This is a genomic window from Maribacter algae, from assembly GCF_047345745.1.
GTDB lineage: Bacteria > Bacteroidota > Bacteroidia > Flavobacteriales > Flavobacteriaceae > Maribacter.
Window position 1 is genome coordinate 150652 of the sequence record NZ_JBLFES010000002.1, and the last position, 19914, is coordinate 170565.

Below are 19914 nucleotides of genomic sequence, written 5' to 3' on the forward strand. Positions count from 1 at the left end.
TATTTTGGCACCCTATTTAAACTTCAAAAAATGAATATCTTTTTTAAGTTCCTTGGATTCTTATTTGCAGTTCTGTTTATTTTGGGGGCCATTGTACAGTATAATGACCCGGATTCGTTACAATGGATTTTAATTTATGCCGTAGCGGCAGTGATTTCCTTATTGTTCGCTTTGGATAAAATAGGGTTTTTAATACCCTTCGTGTTTGGAATTCTAGGGATTATTGGATTTATATATTTATACCCCACCAATTTTCAAGGCTTTGATTTAAACGATGGCGATATTAAGACCGTTGAACTCGGAAGAGAGGCTTTCGGATTGTTGATTATTGCCGTAGTACTCTTACTTTTTGCTTTCCGGATAAAGAAAACATCAAAGGTCCAAATCAAAAGTTGATCGTAATAGATCTATAGTCGGATTCTTTTCTCGCAGTTTTTGATATTTTTCTTCAGGGGTAAAAGCAAACTTTTTTGCACTTTCTTCGTTCACTTTTATTACCAGTTGAATAAAATGATTGTTCAGTTTTTCCCTTAAATAGTTCATAAGCTCAAACTGTCCGCGCTCAATTTCCTTTTTCATACTGCTGTTGGGCAGTTCAATATGAACGGTGAAATTTTCTCCCAATCTTGGTTTGTCCACATTTAGATTTGAAGCGAGTATTTTTTGTCCTTTACCATCAATTCGGGTGACAAAATCTTCCCAGTGTTTTTGCAGATCTTCCTCTTTAAAATCTTCTTTCGGTAGACTATCTTCGTCTATAACGACCTCAATTCGTTTGAGTTCATGTTCTTTTTTAGCTTTAAGGCTAGAAATGGAAAGTCCAGAAACTCTTTTAGCGGGGGCAGCTATGTTTATCTTTTTGGCGATAGGTTCCTGAACTATTAGGGTTCCTTCGGAAGTTGAAGCTGCAGTAATGGGCCCTTCATCGGTTTCGGTTACTTCGGTAATTTTCTCAATCTGTTTTTCTTCTTCCGAACCGTTGTTGGATACCGATGGTGTTTCGGGTTCCTTTCCTTGAGGAGCTATCTTATCTTCAACTTTAGGAACGTCACTTGTTTTGGAAAATGTGGTTCCTTGAAAAAATGCAGCTGGCGCTATGAAATCAATTTTGGTATTCTCAAGTGCTACAGACTCAGGATTTTTTTTTTCTCCATCAAAGTCGATAGAGGCCAGTTTCATCAATGTTAACTCTACCAATAGCCGTTGATTTTTACTGGTCTTGTATTTTAAATCGCAATCATTGGCCATATCCAAAGCTTTCAAAAGAAAGTTTCCAGCTGTTTTTTCTGCTTGCTCCTTGTAGCTTTTTTGAGCGGTTTCGCCCACTTCCAACAAAGCAATGGTATCTTGATGTTGACAAACCATCAAATCCCTAAAATGGGATGCTAGTCCAGTTATAAAATGATGCCCATCAAAGCCTAATGATAATGTCTTATTGAACAAAATAAGGAGCTGGGGAATATTATGTTGCAGGATAAGGTCCGTAGCTTCAAAATAAGTATCGTAATCCAATACATTTAAGTTTTCGGTAACCGCTTTACGGGTCAATTCCGAACCTGAAAAACTTACAACACGGTCAAATATAGAGAGCGCATCCCGCATGGCACCATCCGCCTTTTGGGCGATAATATGTAATGCGTTTTCATCTGCATTTACCCCTTGGCTTTCAGCAATATATTTTAAATATTCCGCAGCATCTTTTACGGTAATGCGTTTAAAATCAAATATTTGACACCGGGAAAGTATAGTGGGTATAATTTTATGTTTTTCCGTAGTCGCTAAAATAAAAATAGCGTGTTTGGGCGGTTCTTCCAATGTCTTTAAAAAGGCATTAAAGGCCGATTGTGAGAGCATATGCACCTCGTCAATGATATAGACCTTATATTTCCCTACCTGAGGTGGAATCCTTACTTGATCTATTAAACTACGAATATCATCTACAGAGTTGTTGGAAGCGGCATCCAACTCAAAAATATTAAAGGCAAAATCCTCCTCCGCACTTTCCGTACCATCGGAGTTTATCTGTTTGGCCAAAATACGCGCACAAGTAGTTTTTCCGACACCACGGGGCCCACAAAACAAAAGCGCCTGTGCCAAGTGGTTATGGTCTATGGCATTTTGGAGCGTATTGGTAATCGCCTGTTGTCCCACAACATCTTTAAATGTTTGGGGTCTATACTTTCTTGCCGATACGATAAAGGGTTCCAAAATATACTGATTCAGTGCTTGTACAAATATAAAAATCGCAAGGTATTTAGCCTGTTATTTAAAATAGATATCATCCTTAGTTATCAACAATTGAAGTACATTTGCGAGGAGCAGGCCACCTTATCGCTCCTGATAACTATTGGGAGAGGAAAGTCCGGACACCATAGTGCAGCATAGCGGGTAACGCCCGTCCGCCGAAAGGCGAGGACCAGTGCAACAGAAAGCAAGTACAGTCAGGCTGTAGTGAAATCAGGTAAACTCTATGCGGTGAAACGTCATGTAAACCGGTACCCCGATGTATATCGGGAGAGGGCGGCGCGTCCGAGCCGAAGGGTAGGCGGTTGGAGCCTTTGGGCAACTAAAGGCCTAGATAAATGATAAGGATATACAGAATCCGGCTTACGGCCTGCTTTTTTTAATGAGATAACAAATCTTTGATTTGTGTAATCGAATTAACCCCGAGCGCAGCCGAGGGGTCTCCATCGTTTTGCTGCTCCTCACGACAGCAAATCTTTGATTTGTGTAATCGAATTAACCCCGAGCGCAGCCGAGGGGTCTTTTTTAGAGCTCCTTCCCGTTTAATTTTATATTGATTCCGAACATTTACAGTATATTTTTCCAACTTCAGTATCGATTCCTGCTTATAAATCCGATTAAACATAAATATTATTTATATATATTATGAAAAACATAAATAAAAATATATGAATTAAAAAGATGAAATTTACCTTTAAATATTAACTCATGCATTTATGAAAACTAGTACAGTAAGTCAAAAAGTTTCAAAGAATAGTACCCATAAAATGGTCAAGGTAGCCGTAGCCAAAGGCGATGGGATAGGTCCGGAAATTATGGAAGCTACCCTGAAAATTCTCAACGCCGCTGGGGCAAGGATAGAACCTGAATTTATAGAATTAGGGGAACAGGTTTACCTTTCGGGAAATTCTGCCGGTATTAGTAAAGAATCATGGGAAGTTATCAATAGAAATAAAATAATATTAAAAGCGCCCATAACCACTCCCCAAGGAAAAGGTTATAAAAGTTTGAACGTAACCTTGCGTAAATCGCTTGGTCTGTTTGCCAATGTTAGACCGGTAAGTGCCTTGTACCCTCATGTAGAGACCAATTTTCCACAAATGGATGTGGTCGTTATCAGGGAAAATGAAGAAGATTTATATGCAGGGATAGAGCATCAGCAGACGCAAGACGTAGTGCAGTGTTTAAAGTTGATTACGAGACCAGGTTGTGAACGTATCGTGAGATACGCTTTTGAATATGCCAGAGTGTATGGCAGGAAGAAAGTGACTTGCATGGTCAAGGATAATATCATGAAACTTACGGACGGACTCTTTCATCAAGTGTTCAATGAAATTTCTGCAGAATATCCCGAGATTGAAAGTGATGCCCAAATTATAGATATAGGGGCAGCGCGATTAGCGGCCAACCCTGAAAATTATGATGTTGTGGTAACATCCAACCTATACGGAGATATTATTTCCGATATCGTTGCAGAAATAGCGGGCTCAGTGGGGATGGCAGGTTCTGCCAATATTGGAACCAATGTAGCTATGTTTGAAGCGATTCATGGTTCTGCACCGGATATTTCCGGTAAGGGTATTGCAAACCCGTCCGGATTAATAAACGCTTCGGTTTCCATGTTGGCACATATAGGACAGACTGAAATTGCGGATAAAATTAAAAACGCCTGGTTGACAACCATTGAAGAGGGTTATCATACAGCCGATATTTATAACGAAGATGCTAGTAAACAAAAAGTATCTACATCGGAATTTGCGTTGGAGGTGATAGCTAGACTAGACCAGCAACCCAATGAATTACCGGTAAGCAATATCGCTAATGGAAAAGGGGTCATCACGATTCCGCCATATAAAAGAAAAGAAGAGAAAAAGCAATTGTTAGGTTTAGACGCTTTTATAGATTGGAAGGGTTCCGACCCAGAGATTATAGGCAAAGCCCTGTCCAAAATAAATTCCTTCAAATTAAAATTAAAAATGATTACCAATCGGGGCGTAAAAGTATTCCCCGGTGGGATGAAGGAAACATATTGTACTGATCATTGGAGGTGCAGATTTGTCGCGATCGATGCCCAGATCAATGGGAGTACACCAGTGTATGAACCGGTAGAATACGAGCAAGTAGTGGCATTGTTGTCCAGACTCCATAACGAAGGATTCGATGTTATAAAAACGGAAAACCTCTATGAGTTCAATGGAAAAAGGGCTTTCTCATTAGGTCAAGGGGAATAAGGATTAGTTTGAGTTGATTATTGGTTAGATTAGTTTAAAAAGTCCATGCGGAAGCATGGACTTTTATTTTGATAGAAATTGAACGTTTTGCCGAAATTACTTCTCTAATAAACTGCGTTAGCGAAAAATACAACGACTAAATACCCCCAAAGACTTATAGCCAGAATATGAACGGTGGTCTCAAAAGCTTTTCCTTTCCATAATTTTGCAGAGTATCCAAAAAACTGAACAAAAAACCTAATTCCCCAAAAGATTCCAAAACCAAGGGAAATAGTTTTTCCAAGTTTGGTTTCGATCAAATCACTCGTTGAAGTAAAGCACAACAGTCCCATCAAGAATACCGTGAGGGCTATGAAAATCGTGTGTACGGTCATCATTTGTCGGTTGATTAAACTCAATGCTTGGAGTTCTTTTTTCCAATTAAAATACCTGGGGAAAATGACATGTATCAAGGCCAAGGCCATAAGCAATATTCCAATAATTTTGAAATGAATTTGCATTGTTAAAGGTTAAGGACAGCAAGTGAAGATAGACATAAACGGAGTGAATTTTTTTTCCCCAAAGGAAGAAAAACCTGCTTCCTTAAATGCTTTTTTCCAAGCATTACGGGAAAAGAAATGTGTAAAACCAACGGAGAATGCAAAAAAGTTGGGAACATCCCTTAAATGTTCAACGGTAATAATCTTACCATCGGCTTTGCAGATTCTATGGCATTCTTTTAGAAATAGTACTTTCTCTTTATGGGAACGAATCTCATGTAATGCAGAGAGTAGAAAAACGGCATCGACCGACTTATCCTCCAAAGGAATTTTATCCGATGCTATTTGGCGAGTGTTCGGATAGACCAGACTTACTTTTCTGGCCCTTACAATGGCAGGTTCGGTATGTTGCTCGGCATTATAAAAATCGAACACCTTTAAATCGGATTCGGGAAAATTATTTTTTAGTATGAAGCTCGTTTCATCAAAACCAGCATTGATATTGACGAGCTGTTTTGGTTTTTTTTCAATCAAATGAAGATTTTTCAACCATTTAAAATCATAATATCCTGAAAAATCATATACATAGGCAGAAACTATTAAAGGCATTACAAGACCATATAGAAACGCTCCAATGATAATCCAGGTCCAGATTGCAGGAACCTTAAATACTACCAGACCAGTAATGATTGCTCCCAACATCAATAGGCCTATGATATAAAAGTGTCTGTTGAAGCTTAGAATATTGAGTACTCCTTGAAATTTTCTCCGTTTTACTTCCATGACTCTATCCTTCCTTTTTTCCAGTGATATGGAATATTACTAACGATAAAAGCATTTGCAAGTTGTATATTTTTAAAGCCTTTGGTCTTTATAAACCCTACTTCCGCCTTTTCGATATGAAGTGGTCGTGGTTTCCAGTTTTGCCGAACCCCTTCAATAATCAAGACCTCTTTTTTTTCTTTGTTGTAAGTGAAGGTGAAGGGTAATGGACCTGCAAAACGTCTGGCTTCTTTCCATTCTTTAAATGGTGAATCTTTCGGCAATAGTACCTCTAGTTGCTTTATATTGAGAACAACATCCAAGCCCGATTTCTTTGAACTGATTTTTAGGTTTTGACCTTTGGCTTTGTATTCTATATCCGTGGTGGTGTAATTATAGTGGGTAAACATATTCCCGAAGAAAGACATCTTACTTTTATTGGTCTCGGATTTTAAAATATATAGGCCTCGTAATCGCTTTCCTCTTTCATCCGTATAGCGAACAAATACCCGATATCCGATCAAGAAAAAGTTGTTCCCCATAAATCTGGGAAAACCTTTAGGGCGCAGGCCTTTTGTATTCACCATGGCCAAAGCTACGAATGCCCATTTTTCCTCAAAAGTATCCAACTCCAAGCATTCGGGGATGAACCCCTGTAATTCTTCTTTCGCAATGGCGTAGGTAAGTACAATTGAATTTTCAAAATAAGTCTCTACCGCAAAAGGATGATTTTTTAAGAATTCCATTTAGCTTTTCCTGTTCAATTTTTCCTTTAATATAAACTCATTATAATACACTATACCGATGAACAATAAAGCGAAAAGAGAATTAAATTTTCCCCAAAGCAACAAATCTGGAACCAGTAAGAACTCCAAAATATTCATAACGGCCACAATACCCATTTGAGCCATGGTATTTAAACGTGATTTATATCTTGATAGCACCCAAACGGCCATTATGATTTCTGAAACTCCGATTGCTAAAGTTAAGGGTCTAGAGAACTCATCACCCAAAATTTGCCCTACGATTTGTCCATGTCTGGGAACAAGGTTCAAAACTTTACAAACAAGTCCATTGATCAGCCAGACAGCTGCAATAAGGAAAGTGAGTATGGAGTGAAATTCCTTTATGACGATATTTTATGAATCATATTTAAAAAAACTAAAAACACTCCCTCCATATTTTCGGGAACGCTCAAAATGTGGCAAGTGTTCCAAGCTGCTTTGTTTGGCATGTTCTATAATCAGTATGCCCTCTTCTAACAGTAATTCGTTTTTGAAAACTAATTCCGGGATTTTTTCAAAATCCGTCAGTTCCATATCATAGAAGGGATCCGCAAAAATGATGTCAAATTTTTCAGTGTTTTGGGCTAAAAAAGAAAAGACATCGCTCTTTAGGGTTCGGATGCCCATTTCCAAATCGTTCGCAATTTTATCGATATACTGTATGCATCCCGCGTGCACATCGATCGCAAGAATATCGTTACAACCGCGAGAAGCAAATTCAAAACTGATATTTCCCGTGCCAGAGAATAAATCCAACACCTTGATATCCCCAAAATAATATGTGTTGTTCAGAATATTGAAAAGTGCCTCTTTGGCCATATCAGTGGTAGGTCGCACTGGTAATTTCTTTGGAGCCGTAAGTTGTCTGCCCCTATGTTTTCCTGAGATAATTCGCATTAAATAGTGTTAAGTACAGTAAAGTCAATAGACGCTGTTTCTGGTTCGCCCAGTTGAAGATGGTGTGGTGTTGAGGGCACAAAAATGGAAATGTGCTGAACGTATTTATAGCAGAGTTGAAAAACGGCATCGTCCTCCTCGATAGTACCGAACAACTTCACCGGAACGGTTTCCGTATCCAAATCCAATTGCTCCAATACAAATAAGAGGTAATAAACAAAATCCTCTTTAGTTTCATATAAAAAGCTATTGTAGAGCTTTAGTTGTTTCTGTTGTAAGACAACAATATCCATTTGCTTTTTCCCCACATAAACATAACATATTGCATCTTTTTGATGTCCGTAGTTGTTCAGCAACGATTGTATCAAGACCGTACCGTTGTGCATATAGGTAAATTCTCCAAAAAGATCGTACACATAATTGTTGATGTTCATGTACGGCACATAGACGTTTATCATTTCCTGATTTTCCACTTCGTCAAAGGCCAAAATATCGGTAGTAAGGACTTTGATGTTGAATTTTAGATATTCCGAGAGATTTTCAGGATTGAACAATGGTTTGGGAACCAAACCGAAAAGGGTGTTCCGGTGTACCACTACCACGTCATCAAATCGTTTTTTGGGAAGTTGGTACCTTTCAAGTAGACCTTGCAATTTTTTTTTAAGTGCAATAGGATTTTGTTCCTTTGAAAATTGAATACTATCGGAATTGATGATTTTCTGCGAAACGGTATCGGCCACACAAAAAGAAAGTCCATTCAAGCTAACCTGAATGGACAATTTCTTAAAATTCTTATCCGCTATGTCTATCGGATTAGTTGTCTTCTTTTTTATCATAAACAGGAGGCCAATTACCGCTAGTGCTGACTTCTTCTAATGAACCTACTATAATTTCCGAGCCATTCACCTCTTCAACACTTATTTGTGCATTTTCACGAGCTACCAAATCTTTTGGCTGATCTGCCAATAATATGCTTTTAGGGACTTTAGCCTCAAAAACGGGAGCCCGATAGCCACTTTTTTCAATAATATCGGCTTTCATGATGATTTTTTCTCCGGGAACTCCGGGAACATCCATCAAGTTCTTGTAGCGTGTATCTTTTTTGAACAAAGAATCTTTTACAGAAACAAAACCTAAAGTGTCTATTATCACCGTATCTTTTTGTAAATCAATTTGATACGTCTTATCATATCGCATAAAAGAAGAATCCTTTTGTGTGGTAATGACATATTTTCCGGTATCAACGAATTTGATTAAGCTATTAAAATCTTTGGCATACCTTCCATTGACCGTTTTGTAAGCTTCCTGAGAGTTTCTAATATCCTTTAATTTGGCAACTACTTTTCCAAAACGTTCTTGCTTAACTTTTTTGAATTCTATAGGTCCTGTAATAGAATTATAGATAAGGTATCCCAAAAAGATACATCCAATCCAAAGTACAATCTGTATTATGGTCTTCATTTCTTAAGTGTTAATTTAATTTAGTGGTTCTCACAAATCTACAATTTTTTTTTAATGGGAAAAGTTTTTGGCCTAAAAATCATCTTTATCTTTGAACCCTTATGAAAGCCCTTACATCTGTTAGTTTTTTTAAAATATTGGAATCCAAGTTTCCGCACGAACCTACCCTAAAACAGGAGGTGGTGTTACAGAAATTGGCGGCGTTTATTTTAGGGGACAAAAAGGACGAAGTATTTCTTCTAAAAGGGTTTGCGGGAACGGGAAAAACCACTTTGATCGGGACTGTAGTAAACAGTCTCTGGAAAGCCAGGATGAAATCGGTCTTAATGGCGCCCACTGGCCGTGCTGCCAAGGTGATGAGCAACTATTCCAATACGCAGGCTTTTACCATACACAGAAAAATATACTTTCCCAAAAAACAAAGTGGGGGAGGCGTACAGTTTGTTTTGGCTCCGAATAAGCATAGGGATACTGTTTTTATAATTGATGAGGCTTCCATGATTCCCGATACACCGGCAGATTCAAAACTTTTTGAAAATGGGTCTTTGTTGGATGATTTAATGATGTTCGTGTACTCCGGGCATAACTGTAAAATGATTCTGATTGGGGATACGGCCCAGTTACCACCGGTACATCTTCAATTAAGTCCTGCTTTGGACGAGGATAAATTGTCCCTTAATTATAATAAAGAAGTGGTCCGGTTAGAGCTGGATGAAGTAGTACGGCAAGCCCAGGATTCGGGTATTTTAGTCAATGCTACAATGCTACGGGAACAATTGCAGAGTGATTTTTTCGATGGATTTCAATTTAATCTAAATACTTTCAAAGATATAGTTAGACTCATAGATGGGCACGAAATCCAGGAAGCTATAGACGGTTCCTATTCTGAAAATGGAAAAGAGGAGACCGCTATCATCGTAAGGTCCAACAAAAGGGCTAATCTATATAACCTGAATATCAGGGAGCGGATTCTCTTTTTGGAGAACGAACTTGCCGTTGGGGATTACATGATGGTGGTCAAGAACAATTACTTTTGGTTAAAACCCAATTCTGAAGCTGGTTTTATTGCCAATGGTGATATTATAGAAGTCTTGGAGATATTCAATTTCAAGGAACTATATGGTTTTCGGTTTGCAGAGGTGAAAGTGAAAATGGTGGATTATCCCAATATGAAACCCTTTGAAACTGTTTTGTTGTTGGATACCATAAAAGCGGAATCACCTTCTCTTTCCTATGAGGATGGCAATAAGCTGTATCAAGAAGTAATGAAAGATTTTGCCCATGAAAAATCCAAGTACAAGAAGTTCTTAGGAGTTAAGAACAATAAATATTTTAATGGCCTACAGGTTAAATTCTCTTATGCCATTACCTGTCATAAATCTCAGGGAGGGCAATGGAATACCGTTTTTGTGGAACAACCGTATTTGCCAAATGGTCCGGACCGTGAATATCTAAGATGGTTATACACTGCGGTGACCCGAGCAAAACAAAAGCTATATTTGATAGGTTTCAAGGACGATTTTTTTGTTGAATAGGAAAAAAGTAATTTAGTAAACCATACAACGTGGTGGCGTTGCATAAAGCTATTTACGTTGGATTTGAATTATAACCATGACCTCGGAAACCGTTATCAGTATTTTTTTAGGTGTAGGACTTGCAGCTTCAGTAGGTTTTAGGGTATTCTTGCCCCTTTTTGCATTGAGCCTTGCCTCATATTTCGGACTTTGGGATTTAAACGAGAATTGGGAATGGATAGGGAGTCTTACGGCAACGCTCACATTGGGAGTCGCTATGGTCATAGAAATATTCGCTTATTTTATTCCTTGGGTAGATAATTTATTGGACAGTATTGCAGTCCCGTTAGCTGCGATTGCCGGAACTGCGGTCATGGTATCTACGGTGGCTAACTTGGACCCTGTGGTCACTTGGTCATTGGCCATCATTGCCGGTGGGGGCACCGCTACGGCTATCAAGGGCGCAAGCGCAACAGGTCGTCTTACTTCTTCCGCGACTACAGGTGGTTTGGCCAATCCCGTAGTTTCAACGGTTGAAACGGGAACTGCGGTAGTGGTTACGGCAGCATCTATTTTTGCCCCTATTTTGGCAGCGGTATTGGTCATCATTATTTTGACGATAATTTTCAGGATCTATAGAAGTTTAAGGCCGAAAAAAAATAATACCCAATCATGAGCGAAATGAAAATCACGACAACGAAAACGGTCGAATTCAAAATAAAACTAAAAATATTTTAAATCGGATTTAAAAATCTAAAACGAGTGAAGATAATTGCTATGATACCTGCCCGTTATGCGGCTTCTAGATTTCCTGCTAAGTTAATGCAGGATCTGCATGGGAAAACGGTCATTGTACGGACCTATGAAGCGGCCGTAAAAACCGGACTTTTTGATGCGGTTTATGTAGTCACGGATAGCGAAGTAATCTACGATACCATCGTTCAAGCGGGTGGTGAGGCGATTATGAGCATAAAAGAGCATGATTGCGGAAGCGACCGTATTGCGGAAGCTGTAGCGGATATGGATGTAGATATTATTGTAAATGTACAGGGCGATGAACCGTTTACGGACCGTGAAAGTTTGGAAGGTGTAATGGAAGTCTTTAAGGATGATGTAAAAAAGGAGATAGACCTTGCTTCTTTAATGGTCAGGATAACGGACGAAAATGAAATCAATAATCCCAATACGGTAAAGGTTATTGTGGACAATCGCAATTTCGCATTGTATTTTTCAAGGTCGCCTATACCACATCCAAGGGCTAAATCCAGCCAAACGGTATACTATAAGCACAAAGGAATCTATGCTTTTCGGAAAAGGGCCTTATTGGATTTTCAGCGTCTGCCCATGTTGCCATTGGAGGCCACGGAAAAAATAGAGGCGATCCGATACTTGGAGTACGGAAAAAAAATAAAAATGGTAGAGACTTCTGTGCAAGGCATAGAAATTGATACCCCAGAAGATTTGAAAAGGGCACAGGCTGCATGGAAGTAGATTACAGCGATATAAGGGTTATTGGTTTTGATGCGGATGATACGCTCTGGGTCAACGAAACCTATTTTAGGGAGGCTGAAGAAAAATTTGCGGAACTCTTGGAAGGTTATGAGACCAAGAATAAAATAGACCAGGAACTTTTTAAGATGGAAATAAAAAACTTGGCGCTATATGGTTATGGAATCAAAGGTTTTATGCTTTCTATGATAGAATCCGCATTGGAATTATCAAATAATGAAGTTTCCCAAGCAACGCTTTCGGAAATTTTGAATCTTGGTAAAGAGATGATTTCCCATCCGGTAGAATTATTGGATGGTGTAGAAGTCGTTTTAAAACAATTGAAAGGAAAATATAGATTGATTGTCTTGACCAAAGGTGACCTGTTAGATCAAGAGCGAAAATTGGAGCGTTCCGGTCTTTCTGCCTATTTTCATCATGTGGAAGTATTGAGCGATAAAAAAGAAAAGAATTATCAAGATTTACTATCACATTTGAATATAGATGTAAAAGAGTTTCTAATGATCGGTAATTCTTTAAGATCGGATGTCCTACCTTTGGTAAATATAGGAGCAAGGGCGGTGCATGTACCTTTCCATACCACATGGCAGCATGAGGAAATAGAAGAACCAAAACAAAAAACAGGGTATATTACTACAAATTCTTTAGCGAATATATTGGAGTACCTTTAAACGTTTGAATGGAGATTAAAAAAGAAATAAAATTGAAGAAGATACCTACTAAAGCTTCAGAACAATATAGGAATTTTCCCATGGTGCCAAGGGTGGTCTTTGGTAACGGAAGTTTTGACCAATTGGGAGATATTCTTATGCCCAAGCGAAAACATTCTGAAGCACCAATGATTTTTTTAGTGGACGATGTCTTTGAAGGAACCGATTTGGTGAAGCGCATTCCCCGGATATTTTGTGATCAGATTATTTTTGTGTCCGCGGAAGAAGAGCCTAAAACCCAACAGGTAGACGCCTTGGTTTCCATGATTCAAAAAACGTTTCAAGAAGAACCTTCCGGGATTGTGGGCATTGGCGGTGGGACACTTTTGGATTTAGCGAAGGCCGTTGCGATACTGATGACAAATAAAGGGGGCGCGGCCAATTATCAAGGTTGGGATCTGGTCAACAAAAAATCTATTTATCACGTGGGCATACCTACCATAAGTGGTACCGGTGCAGAGGTGTCCAGAACAACCGTTTTATTGGGACCGGATAAAAAGTTGGGAATCAATTCGGACTATACCACGTTTGATCAAGTTTTATTAGATCCTGAATTGACCAAGGGAGTATGTAAAGAACAATGGTTTTATACGGGAATGGATTGCTATATCCATTGCGTGGAATCCTTGAACGGGACCTACTTAAATGCCTTTAGTCAGAGCTATGGTGAAAAAGCCTTGGATTTATGTAAAGAGGTGTTTTTAAACGATTTGCCACAGGCGGAATCTAGGGATAAACTGATGATGGCATCATGGCATGGCGGTATGAGTATTGCCTATTCACAAGTAGGCGTGGCACATGCACTTAGTTATGGTTTAGGATATCTTTTGGGAATCAAGCATGGTATAGGTAATTGTTTGGTATTTCAACATTTAGAAGAGTTTTATCCAAAAGGGGTGGAATTATTCCATAAAATGAAATATAAGCACAACATTGAATTGCCAAAAGGAATTTGTAAAAATCTTTCCGAAGCTGAACTGGATTCAATGGTTACCGTTGCTTTGGGTATGGAACCGCTTTGGGAAAATGCACTTGGTGAAAATTGGAGAAGTAGTATTACTCCGGATAAAATAAAGGCGATTTACCGTAAAATTTAGGTCAAACTACAGAACGTTATCAAGTTATAACTGATGCGCGTTCGGATAAATTTAGTATATGCAACGTTTGGCCAAATTCATTTATTTTAACGTATTGGGCTGGTCCCTTAAAGGAACGTTTCCTTCACACTTGGACAAGTGTGTACTCGCGGTAGTACCACATACCAGTTGGTGGGATTTTCTCTTGGGACTGCTGATTCGGAAAGTTTGGAAAGAGGAAATCAACTATGTGGGTAAAAAAAGTCTTTTTGATTCTCCATTGGGTTGGTTTTTTAAATGGACAGGTGGTGCTCCCATAGACCGGAGTAAAACTAATGATACGGTGAGTGCAACCGCTCAAATTTTCAAAGAGCGGAAAAAGTTCCGCTTAGCACTTTCCCCTGAAGGAACACGTAAAAAAGTAACTCAATGGAAGACAGGATTCTATTTCATTGCCAAAGCTGCAGAAATTCCTATAGTTCTAGTAGCTTTTGATTATGGGAAGAAAGAAATAAAGATTTCCGAGCCCTATTATGTGTCAGAGGATAAACAAGCCGATTTCAAAAAATACGAAGCTTTTTTCAAAGGGGTAAAGGGAAAAGTTGCAGCATTTAGTTTTTAGAACGCTCTATCAGTTTTTTGGTATGCTCGTCCTCTTTCTTTTTAGTGTTTCCGGGAAACACTAATGTAGTACTGGAGTAACTCGTCCCAAAAGTAGCCGCGGCCAAAAAAACCTGGTCAATCGCGTCCAAAACCTGACCATCCGATAATTCAGCTAAGGGATGGGTGAAAACTGACCAAATAACTTCATCACTTAAAGCATATTTTACGTCCAAAGCCGAATGAAAATTGGCAACCATGGCATTCAATAATTGTTCTTCTTCTAATTCTTCCCTTTTTACAATAGGCGAAATAATCCGCATACGATTGGCATTTTCGTCATAAATACAGAATATGGGTCGCTCCTTATACAGAATTTGGAATGAGTTGCCATTGGGTACAACAGTATCCGCTACCTCCTCAAAAAGCTCACCCAATCTTCCAGAAGTCATTTCCTGTCCTTTTGTAGTGAAAGACATTAGCATACATAAAAACATAAAATATCTCATGGGAAGTATTTTGTAATGAGTCGCTCTTAATATATAATAATTACAGGAGAAATTTTTAAGGATTACATGTATATGTCCGAAGAATTGAAAAACTTATCTATTTCTGTGTCGTATGGTGAACGTTTACACTGTAGTTGCCATAAATGGTTCTTTGGATTGGATGGTTCTTTCAAATGGTGTCAATTGGAAAGTTAGCTTTTATCGGAAATTTTAGGCAATCGTTACGATAGAAATTCAGACGGGATTAAAGTTGAAATAACTTTAAAACGTTTCCTAAAAACTTAAATGATTATTCCTTTCATTAGAGATTCATTTGGTGAAACCATGAAAAAAATAATTTCTGTATCGCTTATGGACTCTTATACAAAGGTTCAAGTATTATTTACCGATTCCCGCAATACTTATGATTAACTATCGAGGCTTTCTCTTCAAACCACCTGTAGTTTTTTGATTCGTTGAATCTAAAGTTTTGGTTAACTTTAAATCATGAGAATTACATTGGTCTTCCTGCTATCATTGACAGCTATTTCAGGTTGCTGTCAAAGTCTAAAAAAAGAAAAAATAGATAAGCTGGCCGATGAATATTTCGTGGATGGAATAACTACTTTAAAAGATTTTTTATCGCTTCCTAACAATGGGCAAGCACCTGATAATATCGATAAGAATTTAGCATGGTGCGAAAGAAACTTCCAAGCTTTGAATTTTAATACCGAAGTGTTGATTTCCAATGGGGTAAAACATTTGTTTGCCGAGCGAAAATACAAAAGAGCAAAACGTACCATTCTCTTCTATTTACAAATAGATGGTCAGCCCGTAGATTCTTCCCAATGGATGCAAGAAAACCCTTATGTTCCTGTTCTAAAGGAATGTAAAGAAAATGAATGTCAAATAATTCCTTGGGACAAACTGACCAAGAATTTTAATCCCGATTGGAAAATATTTGCTCGTTCCGCATCCGATTCAAAAGGGCCTGCAATTGCTTTTTTACAGGTGTTACGGGTTCTTGATGAAAGAAAAATAAATCCTAGTTTCAATATTAAAGTCATTATGGATTTTCAAGAAGAACTGGGTTCACCGACTTTACCGAAACTAGTGGAAACAAACCGAGATAAATTTTTAGCTGATGCCATGCTTATCATGGATGGTACCCGTCCACCGGGAAATCTTCCGACATTAATGTTCGGTGCCAGGGGAATAGCCACCATGAAACTAACGGTTTATGGTGCCTACAAAGATTTACATTCGGGTCAGTATGGAAATTATGCCCCAAACCCAGTTTTTGCTCTCTCAAGGTTGTTGGGCTCTATGAAAGACGAGAAAGGTCTTGTTCAAATTCCTGGTTTTTATGATGGGATAGAAATGAATGAAAATCGAAAAAAAGCAATCAACACTGTCCCCGAGGACCGTGAACAATTATTGGAAACTTTAGGTATTGCCCAACCGGAATCCGTGGGAAACACCTATCAAGAAGCGCTACAGTATCCTTCTTTAAATGTACGTGGGTTACGAGCAGCATGGGTAGAGGACGGGGTTCGCACCATTATCCCATCTGAAGCGCTGGCAGAAATCGATATGCGATTGGTACCGGAAACCCCAGCAGAAAGGCAAATAGAACTGATAAAGAAATTCATAACATCCAAGGACTTTCACATTTTGGACAGGGAACCCACACATGAAGAAAGGCGAACTTACCCAAAAATCATTAGAATAGATTCCCGTATTGGTTCTAGACCCTTTCGAACGGATTTGAACTCGCCGCTTGGAGAATGGTTGGGCGCATCAATGGAGTACGTCTTCGGTAAGGGAAACTATGTGCAAATGCAATCCACCGGCGGATCACAGCCTATTGCTCCCTTTATTTCTGTATTGGATATTCCAGCTATCTCGGTACGTATCCCCAATCCGGATAATAGCATTCACGCACCTAACGAAAATCTACGATTGGGGAATTTCCATGAGGGTCTAAAGATGTGCTTGGGAATCTTGACCCGTGAATAAGGATGACCCGGAATTATTTTTAGTTACAACGTTCGTAGTAGTATCATTTCAATGGAAAAAGGCAAAATTGCAAAACAATACCTTAACTAAGAGTCCATATTATGAAACACGTTCTGCACATCATCATCTTCTTCTATCTTTTCCAGAAGTTTCTCCACATCTGCCGTTTGTTCTTCGTCCAATGTTTTTGTTACCTGCGGAATTCTTTCAAAACCGGAAGAAAGAATTTCGATTTCCCTGTTTTCCAACTCTTTTTGAATCGCTCCGAAACTTTCAAATGGCGCATAGATTAAAATACCATCGTCATCCACAAAAACTTCTTCGGCACCAAAATCAATCATTTCCAATTCTAGTTCTTCAGGATCTATCCCTTCGGAAGGAATCCGAAAGTTGCAGGTATGATCAAACATAAATTCCACCGAACCGGAGGTTCCCAAGCTACCGTTACACTTGTTAAAATAACTTCGCACATTCGCCACGGTACGTGTATTATTATCGGTAGCGGTTTCCACTAAAATAGCGATGCCATGGGGTCCGTATCCTTCAAAAAGTACTTCTTTGAAATCGCCGAGACTCTTGTCACTCGCCCTTTTGATAGCGCGTTCCACATTGTCCTTGGGCATGTTCACCGACTTGGCATTTTGAATAACGGCTCTTAAACGTGCATTGGAATCCGGGTCCGGACCACCTTCTTTTACAGCCATGACAATGTCCTTCCCAATTCTGGTAAATGCTTTGGACATTGCGGCCCAACGTTTCATTTTTCTTGCTTTCCTAAATTCAAAAGCTCTTCCCATAGATCGTTAAAATTTTATGATGGTAAATTTAGAAAAAAGTTCTTTTAAGAACTTTCAATAATATCCTCGATACTTCTGGCGAGGACAAAGTCTTTTTCCGTTACTCCGTTGGCATCATGTGTATTTAGGCGAATGTTCAACGTCTTATAAACATTGCTCCAATCCGGATGATGTCCTTGCGCTTCGCACTCAAAGGCAATACGTGTCATAACCGAAAAAGCTTCTTTAAAATCCTTAAATTCAAAAGTGGTCTCGATAGCACCGTCTATATATTCCCAACCTTCTAATTGGCCTAGATAGTCTTTTATTTGTTCGTCCGTAAATTTTTCCATTTTCGTTATAATTAGTTCAACACATGATGGTCAATGACATCCTGATAGGTGAATTGTAAATTCTTGGGTAATTTATTCGATTTTGGTAGAACAGCAAGGTATCTATCGGCATTGGTAGTATAGACTCTTTTTATAATCGGGTTGAAATTACCTACCCGATCCAAAACTTCTTTTATAAAATCTTCGTGGTGTACCAAATCTGAACTGCCCAAATGAAATATTCCCATTTTATTTCTATTGATAAGATAATGAATTTGCTGCGTTAATTTATCATCATTGGTAACATTCAATATCAAATTTGGAAAAACCTCTACAGGTTCGTTTTCCAAAATAAGGTTTTTCATTTCCCTGACTCTTGGAGAGCTATTTCCAAAAACCATAGGTATCCTTAAGATGCCCATTTTGTTTTTTGGCAGGCGCAAGAGCATGTTTTCAATCTTAATTTTTAATCTGCCATAAATACTTTCGGACAAAGTTTTGTCATTTTCATAGGATGGGTATTTGCTGTAGGCATCAAAAACATTGGCGGAAGATAAGAAATACAGACGCGCCTCTGTCTTGTTCAAATATTCCAAAATGTGCTGATGTGCTATTATTTGTGCCGCAAAATTTCCGCGTAAAGCAGAAATAATGATATGCGGTTTAACGGTATCCAAAATTTGAAAGATGTCGTCTTCCTCTAAATCGTACTTAAAAAACTGCTTGTTGGATTCAAAACTTTTTTTGGAGTTGTAGTACGTTCCATACGTATCAAAATAATTGCAAAGCTCTTTATAGATTGAATTTCCTAAAAAACCGCTTCCTCCTAAAATCAATATTTTTTTTCGCTCCCCTTCCACCTGCAACTACAACTTAGGTTTATCCTTTGTAAAACGGTAATTTAACTATGGTGGCCGGAACCGCTTTTTTCCTGATCTGAATGTTTATCTTACTGCCTATTTCGGAGAAAATGACAGGTACGTACCCCAATCCTATTCCTTTTCCTAGCGATGGAGACATGGTGCCGGAGGTAACAATTCCTATCTTTTTTCCTTGCCCGTCCACAATATCATAGTCATGACGGGGAATACCGCGCTCGTCCAACTCAAAAGCGACCAATTTTCTTTCTGGACCTCTTGCTTTTTCATCAGCGAGGGCTTCGCTATTTACAAAGTCCTTGGTGAATTTGGTGATCCATCCCAGACATGCTTCAAATGGTGAAGTAGTATCGTTTATATCGTTTCCATAGAGACAATACCCCATCTCTAATCTCAAAGTATCACGTGCGGCAAGCCCAACCGGTTTTATGCCAAAATCCGCCCCAGCTTCCAATACCTTGTCCCATACCTGTTTTACCTCTTCATTTTTACAATAGATTTCAAAACCTCCGGACCCGGTATATCCTGTTGCCGAGATGATGGCATGATCCAAGCCCGCAAAATCCGCTACTTCAAAATGATAAAATTTAATGGCAGATAAATCAACCGATGTGAGCGACTGCATTGCCTCAACTGCTTTGGGGCCTTGAATGGCCAAAAGGGAGTAGTTTTCCGATATATCTCTCATTTCGGCATTGAACGCTGTATTGTAGTTAGAAATATGCTCCCAATCCTTTGCGATGTTCGAGGCATTGACCACTAATAAATACTGTTCCTCTTTCAATTTATAAACAATCAAGTCATCAACAATACCGCCCGTTTCATTGGGTAGACAACTATATTGTGCTTTTCCAATAGTTAGTTTTGAAGCATCGTTTGAGGTAACTTTTTGGATAAGCGCCAATGCATTAGGACCGCTAATCAGAAATTCTCCCATGTGGGATACATCAAAAACACCAACACCATTACGAACCGTTTCATGTTCAATTGTAACACCTTCATAGGAAACGGGCATATTGTAGCCCGCAAACGGGACCATTTTTGCACCAAGTTGCTCGTGCGTTTGTGTTAGTGCGGTATTTTTCATTTTAGCTTTTTTAGATGTGCAAAGCTATTGAAAATATATAGATTTCAAGACGAGGATTTGTATTGG

The 19914-nt window shown here is 38.8% G+C and carries 22 protein-coding genes and 1 other RNA gene; 10 read left to right on the forward strand and 13 right to left on the reverse strand.

Features of this window, described 5'->3' with window-relative positions:
• The first annotated feature begins 30 nt into the window (after positions 1-30).
• Entirely contained in the window at positions 31-396 is a 366-nt protein-coding gene (locus ACKWBX_RS07925; RefSeq protein ID WP_413968137.1) for a transmembrane 220 family protein, read from the forward strand.
• On the opposite strand, the gene ACKWBX_RS07930 is transcribed toward ACKWBX_RS07925, so the two are convergent.
• The gene (locus ACKWBX_RS07930) at positions 373-2208 is read right to left on the reverse strand and encodes a DNA polymerase III subunit gamma/tau (protein WP_413968138.1); all 1836 of its coding nucleotides are present in this window, start codon (positions 2206-2208) and stop codon (positions 373-375) included. The two genes, ACKWBX_RS07925 and ACKWBX_RS07930, sit on opposite strands and share 24 nt — an antisense overlap.
• Positions 2209-2315: 107 nt before the next feature.
• Here ACKWBX_RS07930 and rnpB point away from each other — a divergent pair.
• Together rnpB and ACKWBX_RS07940 are read left to right on the forward strand one after the other, a co-directional pair.
• Positions 2316-2625, forward strand: an RNA gene (rnpB, locus tag ACKWBX_RS07935) — RNase P RNA component class A.
• Between the two features lie 335 nt (positions 2626-2960).
• Complete coding sequence (locus tag ACKWBX_RS07940; RefSeq protein WP_413968139.1) at positions 2961-4475, forward strand: NADP-dependent isocitrate dehydrogenase; 1515 nt, start codon at positions 2961-2963, stop codon at positions 4473-4475.
• Positions 4476-4579: 104 nt separating this feature from the next.
• Here the strand turns inward: ACKWBX_RS07940 and ACKWBX_RS07945 are convergent, their stop codons facing one another.
• Genes ACKWBX_RS07945 through ACKWBX_RS07975 form a run of 7 tightly spaced genes read right to left on the reverse strand, consistent with a single transcriptional unit; the run spans position 4580 to position 8859 of the window.
• Positions 4580-4975 carry a hypothetical protein gene (locus tag ACKWBX_RS07945; RefSeq protein ID WP_413968140.1) on the reverse strand — a complete coding sequence of 132 codons (396 nt, stop codon included), beginning with the start codon at positions 4973-4975 and terminating at the stop codon, positions 4580-4582.
• Positions 4976-4984: 9 nt separating this feature from the next.
• On the reverse strand, positions 4985-5737 hold the full coding sequence (locus tag ACKWBX_RS07950; RefSeq protein WP_413968141.1) for a class I SAM-dependent methyltransferase: 753 nt from the start codon (positions 5735-5737) through the stop codon (positions 4985-4987).
• Complete coding sequence (locus ACKWBX_RS07955) at positions 5728-6462, reverse strand: DUF2071 domain-containing protein (protein ID WP_413968142.1); 735 nt, start codon at positions 6460-6462, stop codon at positions 5728-5730. Before ACKWBX_RS07955 ends, ACKWBX_RS07950 begins: the two co-directional genes overlap by 10 nt.
• Positions 6463-6852: a DoxX-like family protein gene (locus ACKWBX_RS07960; protein WP_413968865.1), complete on the reverse strand. Its 390-nt coding sequence runs from the start codon at positions 6850-6852 to the stop codon at positions 6463-6465.
• 3 nt (positions 6853-6855) lie between these two features.
• Positions 6856-7398: an RsmD family RNA methyltransferase gene (locus ACKWBX_RS07965; RefSeq protein ID WP_413968143.1), complete on the reverse strand. Its 543-nt coding sequence runs from the start codon at positions 7396-7398 to the stop codon at positions 6856-6858.
• A complete protein-coding gene (locus tag ACKWBX_RS07970) occupies positions 7398-8234 on the reverse strand; it encodes a DUF3822 family protein (RefSeq protein ID WP_413968144.1) in 837 nt (278 codons plus the stop codon). The genes ACKWBX_RS07965 and ACKWBX_RS07970 overlap by 1 nt, the downstream gene beginning before the upstream one ends.
• Entirely contained in the window at positions 8212-8859 is a 648-nt protein-coding gene (locus tag ACKWBX_RS07975; RefSeq protein WP_413968145.1) for a hypothetical protein, read from the reverse strand. Before ACKWBX_RS07975 ends, ACKWBX_RS07970 begins: the two co-directional genes overlap by 23 nt.
• A gap of 101 nt (positions 8860-8960) precedes the next feature.
• On the opposite strand from ACKWBX_RS07975, the gene ACKWBX_RS07980 reads away from it, so the two are divergent.
• The 6 genes from ACKWBX_RS07980 to ACKWBX_RS08005 all read left to right on the forward strand — a co-directional run bounded on the left by ACKWBX_RS07980 (position 8961) and on the right by ACKWBX_RS08005 (position 14290).
• Positions 8961-10394 (forward strand): ATP-dependent DNA helicase, encoded by a 1434-nt coding sequence (locus ACKWBX_RS07980; RefSeq protein ID WP_413968146.1) that lies wholly within the window; start codon positions 8961-8963, stop codon positions 10392-10394.
• 76 nt (positions 10395-10470) lie between these two features.
• Positions 10471-11049, forward strand: a complete 579-nt coding sequence (locus ACKWBX_RS07985) for a DUF4126 domain-containing protein (protein WP_413968147.1) — start codon at positions 10471-10473, stop codon at positions 11047-11049.
• A gap of 101 nt (positions 11050-11150) precedes the next feature.
• On the forward strand, positions 11151-11864 hold the full coding sequence (gene kdsB / locus ACKWBX_RS07990) for a 3-deoxy-manno-octulosonate cytidylyltransferase (RefSeq protein WP_413968866.1): 714 nt from the start codon (positions 11151-11153) through the stop codon (positions 11862-11864).
• Entirely contained in the window at positions 11855-12553 is a 699-nt protein-coding gene (locus ACKWBX_RS07995; RefSeq protein WP_413968148.1) for an HAD family hydrolase, read from the forward strand. The genes kdsB and ACKWBX_RS07995 overlap by 10 nt, the downstream gene beginning before the upstream one ends.
• Before the next feature lie 8 nt (positions 12554-12561).
• Entirely contained in the window at positions 12562-13689 is a 1128-nt protein-coding gene (locus ACKWBX_RS08000) for an iron-containing alcohol dehydrogenase family protein (RefSeq protein ID WP_413968149.1), read from the forward strand.
• A 58-nt stretch (positions 13690-13747) separates the two neighbouring features.
• Positions 13748-14290 (forward strand): 1-acyl-sn-glycerol-3-phosphate acyltransferase, encoded by a 543-nt coding sequence (locus ACKWBX_RS08005; RefSeq protein WP_413968150.1) that lies wholly within the window; start codon positions 13748-13750, stop codon positions 14288-14290.
• On the opposite strand, the gene ACKWBX_RS08010 is transcribed toward ACKWBX_RS08005, so the two are convergent.
• Complete coding sequence (locus ACKWBX_RS08010) at positions 14280-14777, reverse strand: hypothetical protein (protein ID WP_413968151.1); 498 nt, start codon at positions 14775-14777, stop codon at positions 14280-14282. The two genes, ACKWBX_RS08005 and ACKWBX_RS08010, sit on opposite strands and share 11 nt — an antisense overlap.
• A gap of 486 nt (positions 14778-15263) precedes the next feature.
• Between ACKWBX_RS08010 and ACKWBX_RS08015 the strand changes: the two genes are divergently transcribed.
• Positions 15264-16775 carry a M20/M25/M40 family metallo-hydrolase gene (locus ACKWBX_RS08015; RefSeq protein WP_413968152.1) on the forward strand — a complete coding sequence of 504 codons (1512 nt, stop codon included), beginning with the start codon at positions 15264-15266 and terminating at the stop codon, positions 16773-16775.
• Between the two features lie 86 nt (positions 16776-16861).
• On the opposite strand, the gene ACKWBX_RS08020 is transcribed toward ACKWBX_RS08015, so the two are convergent.
• The 4 genes from ACKWBX_RS08020 to gcvT are packed head-to-tail and all read right to left on the reverse strand — an operon-like array spanning position 16862 to position 19848.
• A complete protein-coding gene (locus ACKWBX_RS08020; RefSeq protein ID WP_413968153.1) occupies positions 16862-17572 on the reverse strand; it encodes a YebC/PmpR family DNA-binding transcriptional regulator in 711 nt (236 codons plus the stop codon).
• 44 nt (positions 17573-17616) lie between these two features.
• The gene (locus ACKWBX_RS08025; protein WP_413968154.1) at positions 17617-17904 is read right to left on the reverse strand and encodes a 4a-hydroxytetrahydrobiopterin dehydratase; all 288 of its coding nucleotides are present in this window, start codon (positions 17902-17904) and stop codon (positions 17617-17619) included.
• Positions 17905-17915: 11 nt separating this feature from the next.
• On the reverse strand, positions 17916-18743 hold the full coding sequence (locus tag ACKWBX_RS08030) for a sugar nucleotide-binding protein (RefSeq protein WP_413968867.1): 828 nt from the start codon (positions 18741-18743) through the stop codon (positions 17916-17918).
• A 19-nt stretch (positions 18744-18762) separates the two neighbouring features.
• On the reverse strand, positions 18763-19848 hold the full coding sequence (gene gcvT, locus ACKWBX_RS08035; RefSeq protein ID WP_413968155.1) for a glycine cleavage system aminomethyltransferase GcvT: 1086 nt from the start codon (positions 19846-19848) through the stop codon (positions 18763-18765).
• Positions 19849-19914 lie beyond the last annotated feature (66 nt).